This is a genomic window from Azospirillum oryzae (genome assembly GCF_900177515.1).
Lineage (GTDB): Bacteria > Pseudomonadota > Alphaproteobacteria > Azospirillales > Azospirillaceae > Azospirillum > Azospirillum oryzae_A.
Map to the genome: position 1 here is coordinate 1,408,755 of NZ_FXAK01000007.1, position 14,939 is coordinate 1,423,693.

The 14,939-nt window shown below is 66.7% G+C and carries 12 protein-coding genes; 7 read left to right on the forward strand and 5 right to left on the reverse strand.

Annotation, left to right across the window (positions count from 1 at the left end):
* The first annotated feature begins 131 nt into the window (after nt 1-131).
* Nucleotides 132-1,487: a tetratricopeptide repeat protein gene (locus tag B9N97_RS19185; RefSeq protein WP_085089354.1), complete on the forward strand. Its 1,356-nt coding sequence runs from the start codon at nt 132-134 to the stop codon at nt 1,485-1,487.
* 14 nt (nt 1,488-1,501) lie between these two features.
* Here the strand turns inward: B9N97_RS19185 and B9N97_RS19190 are convergent, their stop codons facing one another.
* Nucleotides 1,502-2,992 (reverse strand): hypothetical protein, encoded by a 1,491-nt coding sequence (locus tag B9N97_RS19190; RefSeq protein WP_085089355.1) that lies wholly within the window; start codon nt 2,990-2,992, stop codon nt 1,502-1,504.
* A 106-nt stretch (nt 2,993-3,098) separates the two neighbouring features.
* Complete coding sequence (locus B9N97_RS19195; RefSeq protein WP_085089356.1) at nt 3,099-3,323, reverse strand: anti-sigma factor family protein; 225 nt, start codon at nt 3,321-3,323, stop codon at nt 3,099-3,101.
* A gap of 351 nt (nt 3,324-3,674) precedes the next feature.
* Here B9N97_RS19195 and B9N97_RS19200 point away from each other — a divergent pair, with 351 nt between their 5' ends.
* Nucleotides 3,675-4,535, forward strand: a complete 861-nt coding sequence (locus B9N97_RS19200) for an SDR family oxidoreductase (RefSeq protein ID WP_085089357.1) — start codon at nt 3,675-3,677, stop codon at nt 4,533-4,535.
* A gap of 121 nt (nt 4,536-4,656) precedes the next feature.
* On the opposite strand, the gene B9N97_RS19205 is transcribed toward B9N97_RS19200, so the two are convergent.
* Nucleotides 4,657-5,130, reverse strand: coding sequence for a sigma-70 family RNA polymerase sigma factor (locus B9N97_RS19205; protein WP_085089358.1), 474 nt, complete (start codon nt 5,128-5,130; stop codon nt 4,657-4,659).
* A 469-nt stretch (nt 5,131-5,599) separates the two neighbouring features.
* Nucleotides 5,600-6,109: a GNAT family N-acetyltransferase gene (locus B9N97_RS19210; protein WP_085089359.1), complete on the reverse strand. Its 510-nt coding sequence runs from the start codon at nt 6,107-6,109 to the stop codon at nt 5,600-5,602.
* A gap of 179 nt (nt 6,110-6,288) precedes the next feature.
* Between B9N97_RS19210 and B9N97_RS19215 the strand changes: the two genes are divergently transcribed.
* The 5 genes from B9N97_RS19215 to B9N97_RS19235 all read left to right on the forward strand — a co-directional run bounded on the left by B9N97_RS19215 (nt 6,289) and on the right by B9N97_RS19235 (nt 13,988).
* The gene (locus B9N97_RS19215; RefSeq protein ID WP_085089360.1) at nt 6,289-8,787 is read left to right on the forward strand and encodes a glycogen/starch/alpha-glucan phosphorylase; all 2,499 of its coding nucleotides are present in this window, start codon (nt 6,289-6,291) and stop codon (nt 8,785-8,787) included.
* Between the two features lie 278 nt (nt 8,788-9,065).
* Nucleotides 9,066-10,106, forward strand: coding sequence for an aspartate-semialdehyde dehydrogenase (locus tag B9N97_RS19220; protein ID WP_085089361.1), 1,041 nt, complete (start codon nt 9,066-9,068; stop codon nt 10,104-10,106).
* A 132-nt stretch (nt 10,107-10,238) separates the two neighbouring features.
* The gene (locus B9N97_RS19225) at nt 10,239-11,846 is read left to right on the forward strand and encodes a peptide chain release factor 3 (protein WP_085089362.1); all 1,608 of its coding nucleotides are present in this window, start codon (nt 10,239-10,241) and stop codon (nt 11,844-11,846) included.
* A gap of 197 nt (nt 11,847-12,043) precedes the next feature.
* Nucleotides 12,044-13,615: a sensor histidine kinase gene (locus B9N97_RS19230; protein ID WP_085089363.1), complete on the forward strand. Its 1,572-nt coding sequence runs from the start codon at nt 12,044-12,046 to the stop codon at nt 13,613-13,615.
* Nucleotides 13,608-13,988, forward strand: coding sequence for a response regulator (locus B9N97_RS19235; RefSeq protein WP_085089364.1), 381 nt, complete (start codon nt 13,608-13,610; stop codon nt 13,986-13,988). The genes B9N97_RS19230 and B9N97_RS19235 overlap by 8 nt, the downstream gene beginning before the upstream one ends.
* A 9-nt stretch (nt 13,989-13,997) precedes the next feature.
* On the opposite strand, the gene B9N97_RS19240 is transcribed toward B9N97_RS19235, so the two are convergent.
* Nucleotides 13,998-14,936 (reverse strand): transglutaminase family protein, encoded by a 939-nt coding sequence (locus tag B9N97_RS19240; protein ID WP_085089365.1) that lies wholly within the window; start codon nt 14,934-14,936, stop codon nt 13,998-14,000.
* Nucleotides 14,937-14,939 lie beyond the last annotated feature (3 nt).

Genomic DNA, 14,939 nt, shown 5'->3' on the forward strand with positions numbered 1-14,939 from the left:
CCTGGACTCGGGTCCCTGGGCCATGTCGGTGCCGCAGCGACGCCCGGGACGGCCCGATGGCGAGCGGAGGCGGGCTATCCGGGCCGGCGGCATTCCCCTGGTCGAAGCCCGCGTTCAGAGGAACCTCATCCGTGTCCGCGGATCCCTCCATCGGCGACGAGCCGCAAATCTACAATCTCGATCAAATGTTCCGGTTCGGTTACGACCGGCTCTATGCGGGGGATAATGCCGGTGCCGCGCGCGCATTTCGCGCCGGCGTCGCCGTCGACCCCGCCCATGCGGAGGCATGGTCCGCACTGGCGGAAGCCGGCGGCGGGACCGATGCGGCAGGGCCGGCGGCGGCCTGTTTCCGCCGTGCCGTCACTCTGGAACCCGGCAATTGGGGCTGGCGGCTGATGCTGGCCGACTCCCTGCGGCGGTGCGGCGAAACCGATGCTGCACACGCGTTGTTCCAGTCCCTCGCGGCTGAACGGAGCGATTCGGCACAGGCGCGACTCGGATTGGCCCGCTGCCTTGCCGCTGCCGGCCGCCACGCGGAGGCGCTGGTTGAGTACCGGGAGGCGGTGGCGCTGCGCCCCAACGACCGCGATGCCGTCCTCGCGCTGGCGGAAGCGCTGGCGATGTCGGGAGATGCACTGGCGGCCGTCGAACTGCTGCAGCCGCTGGCGCGGCGGCTGGAGGATGATGCGTCCGTTCATCACGCGCTGGGCCGCAGCTGGCTTGCCCTGCGCGAGCCGGCAAAGGCGCTGGCCGCGCTGCGCCATGCCGGAAAGGTCGCCGAAGGGGACGAGGCGGCGGCGATCGAACGGCTGATCGCGGCACTGGAGGCCGGGGAGGGCGCCGACCTGTCCGCATCCTATGTCCGCGCCCTGTTCGACCGCTATGCCGACCGCTTCGACCAGGATCTGGTGGGCAAGCTCGGCTACACGGCACCGGATATTCTGCGGTCGGCGGTCGACCGCGTCACGCCCGGCGCTGCGGGGTTGCGCATCCTCGATCTCGGTTGCGGCACGGGACTGGCGGGCGTCGCCTTCAAGCCGCTGGCGTCCCGGCTCGCGGGAGTCGATCTGTCGCCGCGGATGGTCGAGAAGGCGCGGCAGCGCCGGCTTTACGACGAGTTGACCGTGGGCGATGTCGTGGAGGCGATGGAGCGGGCGCCCGGTAACTGGGACTTGCTGGTCGCCGCCGACGTGCTGGTCTATATCGGCGACCTCGTTCCCGTCTTCGCGGCGGCGGCCCGCGCCCTTCCGCCGGGGGGCCATTTCGCCGCCACCGTGGAACGCCTGCCGGGTGATCCGGCCGCGCCGGCCGGCGCGACCTTCGCACTCGGCGCGACACGCCGATACGCCCATTCCGAACAGTATGTGCGGGCAACGGCGGAAGCGGCCGGCCTCCTCATCCGCCTGATGGAGCCCTGCAGCCCGCGCCGGGAAAAGGGTATCCCCGTCCCCGGCCTCCTGTTCGTGGCGCAACGGGCGGCGGGGTAGCGATCCGGTCGGGGTCAGATCGCCTGCGTGTAACGGCCGGCGTCGCCGGGCAGGCACCAGCGGGCATGCAACTGCCCCTTGGTGTCGAAGCTGCAGGCGAGCCAGCCGGAGCGGTACAGCAGGCGCCGGCCACCCTCGGCAAAAGGCGGCATCTCGAACCGGTGGGCGGGCAGGGGATGGTCTGGGCGGGTCGCCAGCGGCTCCGCCAGCCGCGATCGCCATCCCGCTGCCGGGCTGGTGGCCGTGGTGAAGCGCGGCGTGTAGAGCTGCCACATCTCCAGTCCGCCGCCGCGCAGCACGCCCCGCGCACCGGCTCCACCGGCAATTCCCCCCGAGACGACCGTGATGCGGCAGCCGCTGCGTCGGGAGAAATCGGCCAATGTGCGGACCATCCGCTCCCATTCGGCATGACGGCCCGGTGCGGCCCAGTGATCGCCGAACCGGCTGCGCAGCCGGGAGGGGAGCACGCCGCTCAGCCGGTCGGGCAAGACGGCGGCCGGAGTCAGCAGCGGCGCTCCGCTGACCAGGATCAGGTGCCGGCAGGCGGCGAAGCGGTCGAGCCAGTCCGGCAGCATGCCCCAGCCCCGTTCCGACAGTATGCGCCGGCCGTTGCGGTCGCTCCAGCTGTCGAGCGTCAGCAAGCCGACTTCGCCCATGGTGAACCCTTGGGTCAGCGTTCCGCATTCCGATCCCCACAGGCAGTCCGGCGGGCTGTCGGCGACGGATCCGGTCTGGAAAAGCTGGACCTGCCGCCGGGTCGCTGCGAACAGCGGGCGCAGGCTGCGGGAGGCGGCATCACCCTCCTCGCGGCGGCCCCAGGCGCCGGCGAGCAGCCGGCCGAGATCGCTGCCGTCCCACACCATCGCCGAGGGGATCGACGCCAGCGCCGACGCCGCGGCGGCACCGCTCCAGCTCCGCAACATGCGGTCGAGGCCGGCGGCCATCAGCTCTTCCGCCACCCCGGGCAGTGCGGGACCAAGCCGGCGTGAGGCATCGGACAGCAGGGCATTCGCCTGGGGAGCGGCGGCCGTCACGGCATCGCCGTCGATCTGCCCGCCGGCCTGGACCATCAGGTGATAGCGGTCGGCGGAATGCCGGGCCAGGAGATCGGACCAGAGGGCCGGTGAGGCACCGGTTGGGGATTCGGCATCCGGCGCCCCATTGCCGGTCATTCCACTTCCGTAAAGAATAGCGATACGCGGGAGTGAATGACGACCCGGAACGACCACGGTCCAGCGGGCGCCGTCGGGAAAGCCATAGGTGACGTCGGTGTCGCGCATACCGCGCGGAACGGCGAAGTCGAATCGCCAGACCTGTCGATGGCGCCAGTGCGTCAGATGGCGGGGCGGAACGGGCAGGGTGACGCCGTCCACCCGCAGATCGTCGGGCTCGACCTCCCCGTCCAGAACGAACAGCGCCGACAGCCACCAACGGTCGCGCTGTTCACCACGGAAATACAGGATGGGACCGAGCAGGATGCTCGGTTCCGCTCGTCTCGGCGCCATGCTTCATCCGTCCGAACCGGCCCTTCCCCCAAAGATGGGCCTGTCGCATGCAATAGCGCAAGGCGCCGCCGGACGGCGAAAAAATATCGCGCTCCGGGCCGGACGATCAGCCGTTCCGCTTGCGCAACAGCTCAAGCATTCGGGGGGGCACCTCTTCGTTCAGGACCGGGTCGTACAGGCGATGAAGCTCCTCCACATGCTGGCGATGCTGGGCCAGCAGCGCCTTTGCGTCGGGATCGCTCTCGACCACGCTTTCGAATTCGGCGCGCTCCCGCTCGTCCAGGGCGCCATCCAGATAGGCGTTGATATCGGTCATCGTCACACGCTTCATCTCTGTCGTTCCCGGATGGGTCGCCGGGGTTCTCCCCTGGGACACGATCAACCGTGACACGTCCGGTGGCCTCGCCGTTCCCGGAATGCTCGGCCGATAGGACGCCTACCCCATCTTATGGGCATGATCCTCAGCCATACCAGTCCGACAAACGGCGCGATCACTGCTCACTTTCGAGGCGAGCAATCCGGCAAAGCCATCCTCTTTCGCGTCGCCCGGCCAAGTAACAGGGCGGTGCAGCCGATTGTTCCGGCTTCCGTTAGTGCGGAACGCCGCGCAATGGGGACTGTTGTGATTGTGCAACTCACCCCTACAGCGTCCCGACAGGGTTGCCGAAGAAGGAGAATGCCCATGGCTCAGCAGGAGAGCAGGCAGCCGCCCCAGCACCAGAACACGCAGCCGGGCCATCAGGCGCCCATGACCCCGCAGCCGTCGGAAACGCGCCCCGCCTACCGCGGCAGCGGCAAGCTGCGCGACAAAGTGGCACTGATCACCGGCGGCGACAGCGGCATCGGTCGGGCCATCGCCGTGCTGTACGCGCGCGAAGGTGCCAAGGTCGGCATCCTGTACCTGAATGAGGACGACGATGCCCGCGAGACCCGCCGTCTGGTCGAAGCCGAAGGCCAGCCCTGCACCATCCTGAGCGGCGACGTCGGCGACGAGGCGACCTGCCGGAAGGCGGTGGAACAGGTCGTCGGCGAGCATGGCCGGCTCGACATCCTGATCAACAACGCGGCCGAACAGCATCCGCAGAAGTCGATCGAGGACATCACCGCCGAGCAGTTGGAGCGGACCTTCCGCACCAACATCTTCGGACAGTTCCATATGGTGAAGGCGGCCCTGCCGCACATGCACGAGGGTGCCTGCATCATCAACACCACCTCCGTCACCGCCTACAAGGGCAGCCCGGAACTGCTGGACTATTCGGCGACCAAGGGCGCCATCGTCGCCTTCACCCGGTCGCTGTCGATGTCGCTGGTCGACCGCGGCATCCGCGTCAACGCGGTGGCGCCCGGTCCGATCTGGACCCCGCTGATTCCGTCCACCTTCGACGAGAAGAAGGTCGAGAGCTTCGGCGGCAATGTGCCGATGAAACGCGCGGGCCAGCCGGACGAGGTGGCGCCGGCCTATGTGTTCCTGGCCTCCGACGACTCTTCTTATATGTCGGGTCAGGTGTTGCACCCGAACGGCGGCACGGTGGTGAACGGCTGAGCGGGCTCGCAGCCCTCCCAAAGCGGTTCCGATGCGAAAAGCCCCCGCGCAGGTAGCGCAGGGGCTTTTCAATCGTGGAGTGTTCGCATTTGGCCGGCGGGCCATCAGGAAAGATGTCGGATCAGGCGGTCATCAGGTTGTTCAGCCGCTCCCGCGCACGGCACAGGCGGGAACGGATCGTGCCGATCGACACGTTCAGCGTCTCGGCCGCTTCCTGATAGGGACGCCCTTCGATGGCGACCAGCTTCACGACCTTGCGCTGGCTGGGGGTGAGAGAGGAAAAGGCGCGGTCGACGTCGCGGAAGACCAGACGCGACATCTGCGCCGCGTCCACCGACATGGCGCCGTCCCACAGTTCCACCTTCGTCACATGGCGGTCACGCTGCAGATTGTTGAAATGCAGGTTCTTCAGCATGGTGGTCAGCCACGCCTGCATGTTCGTCCCGGGTTCGAAACGATGCTGGCGCGATAGGGCACGGGCCAGGCAGTCCTGCAGCAGGTCCTCTGCGGCGTTGGCGTCACGGGTCAGCTTGCAGGCATAACGCTGCAGGTTCGGCATGCAGCGGATCAGTTCGTTTTCGAACGAGTACGCCATGGTCTTTCCTTCCTCCACGGTCTGTGTACGTCTCCCGCCGGCCGGGTTAACGGCGGCGCCCATCGCGGTCGAAGGCGGGGCGCGGGGCGGGGACGGCATTGGGCTTTCCGGCGCGCAATGGCGGCGCCACCGGTTCGAAGGGCTGACAGTGTCTTTTGCGGTCTTGAGCGCTCAGCAGGCCCTGGCGATGGTCCCCAGGGCGTTCGTGAGCCGGCCCGTCATCCGGTGCGGGTCGGCGGCCCCTGGGGGGTGTTGCGGAACGATCCGGTCGGCGGTGGCGTCATTGAGAAGGTCCCGTTGTTGCCCGTCGTTGATCGTGTCGGGAGCTAAACGCGCCGTCCGCCGTGGATGTTCCACCGGAGGATCCGGAAAGAGTGACATCGGTGGCAGATTGCGGAGATTCCGGTCCCGTCTCCGCTTGCCGGGCTTACCACCATCGAACGCGCCCGCCGGTGCGCCGGTGCAACACTCAGTCGTTGGGAAACAGCGGTTTTTCCAGGCGAAGCGCCGCCATCCCGTCCTCGTAGTAGTCGGGATATTCAGCGAAGCGGCGATAGCCTGCCGCCATATAGAGCGCGATGGCGGCGGCATTGTCAGCCCGCACCTCCAGCCTCATTCCACGGCAGCCATGGGCGGCGGCGGACTCCTCCAGCGCCGTCAGCAGCCGGCGGCCGATTCCCTGTTCGCGATTGCCGGGCGCCACCGCGAAGGAGGTCAGCCGGGCGAAGCGTGTGCCGGCATGGAAGCCGACCACCCCATAGGCAAGCGGCGGCCCCTGCACATTCGGCACTTGGCGGTATGCCACCTGCACCACACCTTTTGCCTTCCGGATCGCATAGCGGAAGTTGCGCTGCGTCATCCGGTCGGTCGGGAAACTTCGCTCCTCGATCGCCAGCAGCGCGGGAATGTCGGCCAATTCGGCGCGGCGGATGGCGATGCGTGCTGCATTGCAGTGGACAGGATCGGATTCGTGAAGCATCGTTGACGGGAAAAAGGGGAGGGGACGACAGCCTACTCCCTTTTACCACAGCGAAACGATGGTGCGTTCCATCTGGGGAAAGCTTTGCTTAACCAACAAGGCAGACACTTCCCCCATGATTGGAGCGCCGCCCTTCCAGCCGCCCGCTCCTATTGGCCTTTCACGCAGAAAGTCAGGACATGGACGCTCGGTTCAAATCTCGCGACATCGAACGCCGCAGCCTTGATGTCGATGGCCTCAAACGGTCGTTCCTGGAATGGCTGGTCTATTCGGTCGGCAAGGATGCACGCGCCGCAACGCGCCGCGACTGGTTCCACACCGTGGCGCTGGCCGTTCGCGACCGCGTCGTCGACCGCTGGATGGACACGACCCGCAGCTATTACCAGGAAGACGCCAAGCGCGTTTACTACCTGTCCCTGGAATTCCTGATCGGGCGGCTGCTGACCAACAGCCTGTCGAACCTGGGCATCATGGACGAATGCCGTCAGGCGCTCGACCGTCTCGGCCTGTCGATGGACGACGTGGTCGATGCCGAGCCGGACGCGGCGCTGGGCAACGGTGGCCTCGGCCGTCTGGCCGCCTGTTTCCTCGACAGCATGGCCTCGCAGGGGCTGCCCGGCTATGGCTATGGCATCCGTTACGAGTTCGGCCTGTTCGAACAGCGCTTCGAGAACGGCTGGCAGGTCGAATATCCGGAGCAGTGGCTGCAGTTCGGCAACCCGTGGGAGTTCGCCCGGCCGGAGGTGCTGTACCCGGTCCAGTTCTATGGCCGCGTCGAGGAGTTCCGCGACAGCGTCGGCGAGCGCGCCTATCGCTGGGTCGATGCCGACCGCGTGCTGGCCATGGCCTATGACACGCCGGTCGTCGGCTTCGGCGGCGAGACGATCAACACGCTGCGCCTGTGGTCGGCCCGCGCCACCCGCGACTTCAACTTCGGCCACTTCAACGACGGCGCCTATATGAAGGCGGTCGAGCAGAAGATCCTGTCGGAGAATCTGAGCCGCGTCCTCTACCCCAACGACGCGACGGAGACCGGCAAGGAACTGCGGCTGAAGCAGGAGTATTTCTTCACCTCCGCCTCGTTGCAGGACATCCTGCGCCGCTATCTGCAGCATCACTCCACCTTTGACAATTTGCCCAACAAGGCGGCGATCCAGCTGAACGACACCCACCCGGCCATCGGCATCGCCGAACTGATGCGCCTGCTGGTCGATCAGCATGCGCTCCGCTGGGACGATGCGTGGGAGATCACCCGCGCCACCTTCGCCTACACCAACCACACCCTGCTGCCCGAGGCGCTGGAAGCCTGGCCGGTGCGGATGATCGAGCGGGTGCTGCCGCGCCACATGCAGATCATCTACGAGATCAACGCCAAGTTCCTGAACCGGACGAAGGCGAAGGCGGAAGGCGACAACGCCAAGCTGTCGCGCCTGTCCCTGATCGACGAGCGCGGCGAGCGCCGGGTTCGCATGGGCAATCTGGCCTTCCTCGGCTCGCACAAGGTCAACGGCGTGTCGGCCCTGCATACCGAGTTGATGAAGCAGACGGTGTTCGCTGATTTCCATCAGGAATTCCCGGATCGCATCAACAACAAGACCAACGGCATCACCCCGCGCCGCTGGCTGAAGCAGGCCAACCCGGCCCTGTCGGAGTTGATCACCACCCGCATCGGCGAGGGCTGGATCTCCGACCTGTCGCAGATCGCGGCGCTGCGCGAGAAAGCCGACGACGTTGTGTTCCGCGAGGAGTTCCGCCGGGCCAAGCGCAAGAACAAGAAGCGTCTGGCCGCCTACATCGCCCGCCAGACGGGCGAGGAGGTTCTGGTCGACAGCATCTTCGACGTGCAGGTCAAGCGCATGCACGAGTACAAGCGCCAGCTGCTGAACGTGCTGCATACCATCGCGCTCTACAACGAGATGCGCGACAACCCGACGATCAGCTGGGTGCCGGTGACCAAGGTGTTCGCCGGCAAGGCGGCGCCGTCCTATCACATGGCCAAGCTGATCATCAAACTGATCAACGACGTCGCCAAGGTGGTGAACCACGACCCGGCGGTGCATGACAACCTGAAGGTCGTGCTGCTGCCGAACTACAACGTCACCGCGGCGGAGATCATCATCCCGGCGGCCGACCTGTCAGAACAGATCTCCACCGCCGGCATGGAGGCGTCGGGCACCGGCAACATGAAGCTGGCCCTGAACGGCGCGCTGACCATCGGCACGCTGGACGGCGCCAACGTCGAGATCCGCGAGCATGTCGGGCCGGACAACATCTTCATCTTCGGCATGACCGCGGAGGAGGTGAACGACCTGCGCGCCAGCGGCGGCTTCAACCCGCGCGACGTGATCGCGTCGAACCCCAGCCTGAAGCGGGCGCTCGACATGATCTCCACCGGCGCCTTCTCGCCGGACGACCGCAACCGCTACCACCCGATCGTCCAGGCGCTGACCGACGGCGGCGACCATTTCCTGGTGACGGCGGACTTCGCCGACTATTGCCGGGCGCAGGACGCGGCGATGCAGCTGTACCGCGACCCGGAGGAATGGACCCGCAAGGCCATTCTGAACACCGCCAATATGGGCTGGTTCTCGTCCGACCGTACGGTCAACGAGTACGCCCAGGAGATCTGGGACGTACACCCGGTGAAGCCGAGCCATGACGGCGAGGGGTTTCGGTAATTTCTGAAAGGGCCAATGCGCAGGCGCTTTACAATGCCTGCGCATTCGGATAAGAAGGCCCCATGAACCGCAAGGCCATCACCACCACTACGACCAAAAAAGCGACTCGCTTCGGCGGGAAGCGTCGTGGTGCGTGCTGATCGGATCGACCAGCGTTTCTTCCACGAGGCAGGCCCCGCCGGACAACGGACGGGGCCTCGTCGTATTCGGGGTCCGCTGTCCGAACGACCGATAGGCCGGTCCGATCAACAGTGCGATAGACAGGACGGAACCCCGCCATGAGCAGCAACAACGCCTCCGCATCTTCCAAGTCCCTCCGCGTCGCCGTGGTCGGCGCCACCGGCGCCGTCGGCCGCGAGATGGTCAAGGTCCTGCACGACCGCAGCTTCCCGGTCGCCGAACTCGGCCTGTTCGCTTCCGAACGGTCCGCCGGCAAGGTGCAGGAGACCCCCTACGGCGCCCTGACCCTGCAGGCCTTCGACGCCGCGGTGGTGAAGGGCTATGACGTTGTCCTGCTGGCGGTGTCGGGCGACTTCGCCAAGGCGCACGCCAAGGATCTGGCCTCGGCCGGCGCGCTGGTGATCGACAACAGCTCGGCCTTCCGCTACGACGCCGACATCCCGCTGATCGTTCCGGAAATCAACGCCCACGTTTTCCGCGAGGCCTACGCCGCCGGTTCTCGTCTGATCGCCAACCCGAACTGCACCACGGCCATCGCCGTCGTCGCGCTCGGTCCGTTGCACAAGGCCTTCGGCATCAAGCGCGCCATCGTCTCCACCTACCAGGCCACCAGCGGCGCCGGCGCCGAGGGCATGGCCGAGTTGGAGGAGCAGACGCGCAACCAGCTGGACGGCAAGCCGGTCACCAACAGCGTGTTCCGCCACCCGATCCCCTTCAACCTGATCCCCCAGATCGATGCCTTCCAGGAGAACGGCTACACGAAGGAGGAGATGAAGGTGACGTGGGAGACGCGGAAGATCATGGAGGTCCCGGATCTGCTGGTCAGCTGCACCGCCGTCCGCATCCCGACCTACCGCGCCCATTCCGAAGCCATCACGCTGGAGACCATCCAGCCGGTCACGCCGGACGCCGCCCGCGCCGTGCTGGCCGATGCCGCCGGCGTGAAGGTGGTTGACGATCCGGCCAACGGCGCCTACCCGATGCCGCTGAACGCCACCGGCCAGTATGACGTCGAGGTCGGCCGCATCCGCAGCAACCTGGTGTTCGGCGACCATGGCCTGGACCTGTTCGTCTGCGGCGACCAGCTGCTGAAGGGCGCTGCCCTGAACGCGGTGCAGATCGCCGAGCTGGCTCTGTAAGCAGACCGGCCAATGCTCTGGAATCCCAGGGCCGGCACTGCTATGTAATGCGACGGGGGCCGACGGGCGTGTTTCGCCTGTCGGCCCTTTCGCCGTTCGCACGATCACCTTCTCTTGTCACGGGACCCGCGCATGTCCGAACTTCAGGACGCCGTCTCCCGCCGTCGGACCTTCGCCATCATCGCGCACCCCGACGCCGGTAAGACCACGCTCACGGAAAAGCTGCTGCTGTTCGGCGGCGCCATCCAGATGGCCGGTGCCGTCAAGGCCCGCGGCGAGCAGCGGCGCGCCAAGTCGGACTGGATGAAGGTGGAGCGCGAGCGCGGCATCTCGGTGACCGCCTCGGTCATGACCTTCGATTTCGACGGGCGCACTTTCAACCTGCTCGACACGCCGGGCCACGAGGACTTCTCGGAGGACACCTACCGCACGCTGACCGCGGTCGACAGTGCGGTGATGGTGATCGACGGCGCCAAGGGCATCGAAGCGCAGACGCTGAAGCTGTTCGAGGTCTGCCGTCTGCGCGACGTACCGATCATGACCTTCTGCAACAAGATGGACCGCGAGGCCCGCGATCCCTTCGACCTGATCTCGGAGATCGAGAGCGCGCTGGCGCTGGAGGTCACGCCGGCCAGTTGGCCGATCGGCATGGGCCGCGACTTCCTCGGCTGCTACGACCTGATCCGCGACCGGCTGATCCTGATGGACCGCAGCAAGGGCGACGAGATCGACGAGGGCATCGAGTGCAACGGCCTGGACGATCCCCGTCTGGACGAGCTGCTCCCCGCCCACGCCGTCGCCAAGCTGCGCGAAGAGGTTGAGATGGCGCGCGGCCTGATGCCGGCCTTCGACCTGGAGGCCTATCGCGCCGGCCATCTGACGCCGATCTATTTCGGCTCCGCCATCAACAATTTCGGCGTGCGCGAGCTGCTGTCGGGTCTGGCGGAGAATGCCCCGCCGCCGCGCCCGCAGCCGGCCGATCCCCGCACCGTCCAGCCCGACGAGGAGAAGGTCACCGGCTTCGTGTTCAAGGTCCAGGCCAACATGGACCCGAACCACCGCGACCGCATCGCCTTCGTCCGCCTCTGCTCCGGCCGCTACAAGCGCGGCGCCAAGCTGAAGCACATCCGCTCCGGCAAGCTGATGGCGGTGAACAACGCCGTGCTGTTCCTGGCCCGCGACCGCGAGGTGGCGGAAGAGGCATGGCCGGGCGACATCATGGGCATCCCCAACCACGGCAGCCTTCGCATCGGCGATACGCTGACGGAGGGCGAGGATCTGCGCTTCACCGGTGTGCCCAGCTTCGCGCCGGAACTGCTGCAGCGCGTCCGCCCGGACGATCCGATGCGTGTGAAGCATCTGCGCAAGGCGCTGGAGCATTTCGCCGAAGAGGGCGCCTCCCAGGTGTTCAAGCCGCTGACCGGTGCCGACTGGGTCGTCGGCGTCGTCGGTCAGCTGCAGTTCGAAGTGCTGGCCTCGCGAATCGAAGCGGAGTACGGCATCGCGGCCCGATTCGAGGGGGCCGGACTGGACGCCGCCCGCTGGGTCGAGACCGACGACAAGGTCCAGCTGGAGAAATTCATCGAGCTTAACCGCTCGGCTCTGGCGGAGGATCATGACGGCGCCCTGGTGTTCCTGGCCCGCAATGCCTGGCACCTGAACCGCGCGCAGGAGGATTTCCCGGCGCTGCGTTTCCTGAAGACCCGCGAGCAGAACCGCAAGGTCCATACGGCGGCCTGAAACCGATGCCCGCCCGCCGACGTGCAAACCGGCGCGGGCGGGCGTCCTTTCCCGAGAAAATCCTGTAAAGTCTCCCCAACCGGACTGACGGCTTGACGGCGTCGGTCCGGTGGCGGACCTTGTGCGGGCGTGCATGATGGTTTCGACACTGAAGCGATGGCCTCCGTCGGACGGGTATGGTCGGAAAAGAGGCGGACATGGCAACGGGATTGGACGAGCTTCTGGATAGCAGCGGATTCATCCCCCATGGGGCCTGCCTGCTCTGGCGCCCCGACATCCTGATGCTGCATGTCGCATCCGACATTCTGATCGGCCTGTCCTATTTCTCGATCCCGGTTGCCTTGACCTATTTCGTCATGCGCCGGCGCGATGTGGCCTTCGGTTGGGTGGCTTTGCTGTTCGCGCTGTTCATCATCGCCTGCGGCACGACCCATTTCATGTCGGTGTGGACCCTGTGGACTCCCGACTATGTGCTGGAAGGGCTGGTTAAGGTCGTCACCGCCTTGGCGTCGCTGGCGACCGCGGCGGCACTCTGGTGGCTGATGCCGCGCCTGCTGGCGCTTCCCAGCCCGCGGGAACTGGAGGCCAGCAACCGTGCCCTTGCGCTGGAGGTCGCGACGCGGCGGGAGATGGAGACCCGCTATTCCAGCTTCTTCAACAATCTGGCCGAGGCCCTGTTCATCGTCCGCGTCGAGCCCGACGGCGACTTCGCCTTCGAGGCGATCAACCCGGCGCTGGCGCGGGCGACCGGTCTGGATCCCGAGCGGCTGCGCGGCAAGCGTGTCGGCGATGCGCTGGGTCCGGAGGTGGCGGAGGCTATCGTTCCCCGCTACACCCAGTGCCGTGACCGCGGCGAGAGCATCGATTACGAGGAGACGCTGGACCTGCCGGTCGGCCAGCGGGTCTTCCACACCATGCTGGTGCCGGTGAAGGACGCCGCGGGACGGGTGATCCAGATTCTGGGCAGCGGCCGTGACGTGACCGAGCGCAAGCGGCTGCAGGAGGAGGTGGTTCAGACCTCCAAGCTGGCGACGCTGGGCACGCTGGCCGCCGGCATGGCGCATGAGATGAGCCAGCCGTTGAACGTCATCCGGCTTTGGACCGAAAACACCCTGAACCGCCTGCAGGAAAATCTGCTCGAACCCGCCCGCGCCGAAAAGGCCTTGAAGCTGGTGATCGAGCAGACCGACCGCATGGGCAAGCTGATCGACCATGTCCGCACGTTCGGCCGCCGGGACGGCGGCGGCATGCGGGCCTTCCATCCCGCCAACTGCGTGCAGAGCGCCGTGGAACTTGTGCGTCATCAATATGCGCTGGAAGACATCGAGATCGTCGAAAGCTCCGACTCGGCGCAACTGCCGGTAACTGGTCGCCCCCTTGAATTGGAGCAGGTTATACTCAACCTGTTTTCGAACGCGCGCGATGCCATTGTCGCGCTTCGTGCAACCGGCGGGAAGGCGGGACGCATCATGGTAGCAGTCAGCGACGACCCGGACAGACAAAGCGTGGTCATCCAGGTGACCGACGACGGCGGCGGGATCGACCCCTCGGTGTTGCCGCAGATCTTCGATCCCTTCTTCACCACCAAGGAAGTCGGGAAGGGATCCGGCCTCGGCCTGTCGATCGGATACGGCATCATCGATGGCATGGGCGGACGGATCGAAGCCCGCAACGTCGAACTGGAGGGCGGAAGCCGCGGCGTCCGGTTCAGCATCACCCTGCCGAGCCAGCCGGTCGCCTCATCCGACAGGGAGGTTTCGCATGCCTGATCCGTTGCACATCCTGATCGCGGAGGACGAGGTGCTGGCGGCGATGGCGCTGGAGGATTTCCTGACCTTCAAAGGCTTCCGCGTGACTGTCGCAGCCAACGGCGTGGAGGCGCTGGAGCGCTATGCCCGCGGGCCGGTGCACGCGCTGGTGACGGACCTGCGTATGCCGCGCATGGACGGCCAGACGCTGATCCGGGAAATCAGAGAGCGGGATGCCGCCTTGCCGGTGGTGGTGATGACCGGCTACCTGACCCAGGACAGCGACCTGACGCACGAGCGCTGGAAACCGCTAGAGATCTTCAGCAAGCCGGTCAACCCGCGCACCATCTGCAACACGCTGCACCGCATGCTGGGCCTGCCGCAGGAGGCATGAGCGGGTCGCTCAGTCCTCCAGCGGTTCGACGTCGACGCTGACGGTCAGGCCATGCCCGGCCCCGCCGACCAGGACGCCGCGGGCCGGGCTGACATCGTCGTAATCGCGGCCCCAGGCCACGGTGATGAAATCGCGGTTGGCGACGCAGGCGTTGGTCGGGCAGATGTCGAGCCAGCCATCGGCGGCCCCGCACCAGACCGACGCCCAGGCATGGCTGACGTCGGCGCCGACCAGCCGCGGCTGTCCCGGTGGGGGCAGGGTGCGCAGATAGCCCGAGACATAGCGCGCGGGCAGGCCGACGGCGCGGGCGCAGCCGACGGCGATGTGGGCGAAGTCCTGGCAGACGCCGCGACGGTTGCGCATCACGGCGGCCATCGGCGTCGCCACCGTCGTCGCGGTGGGATCGAAGGCGAATTCGCGGTTGATGCGGTTCATCAGGTCGATGGCCGCAGCCATCACCGGACGCCCAGGCGTGAAGCTTCCCCGGGCATAATCGAGCAGCTCCGGGCTGGAAGCGACGAGCGCGCTGTCGAAGCAATATTGCGTGATCTCCGCCCCGTCGTCCGGTCCGGACAGACCGCGCAGACTGTCGCGCACCTGTTCCCACGGCTGCGATTCGGTCGGCGCCAGCGCCGGCGGCTCGAACACCTCCACTTCGCTTTCCGCGATCACCGAGAAGGTCCGGTGAGGTTCCTGGACCGCGACATAGGTGACGGTGTTGCCGAAATAATCCACCCGCTCCGCCCGCACCGCCGGGGCCGGATCGATGGTCAGCAGGCTGCGCCGGATGCGCTGGCGCGGGTGCGGCCGGGCGCACAGATGCAGCAGATGGTGGGAGATCGGCACATCCTCGCCATAGTCGTAGGCGGTGGCGTGGCGCACGCGGTAGCGCGTCGAAAGTCCGCCACTGCTGGAGGAGGGGCCGGGAGCGGGGGCAGGGGGCGTCATCGC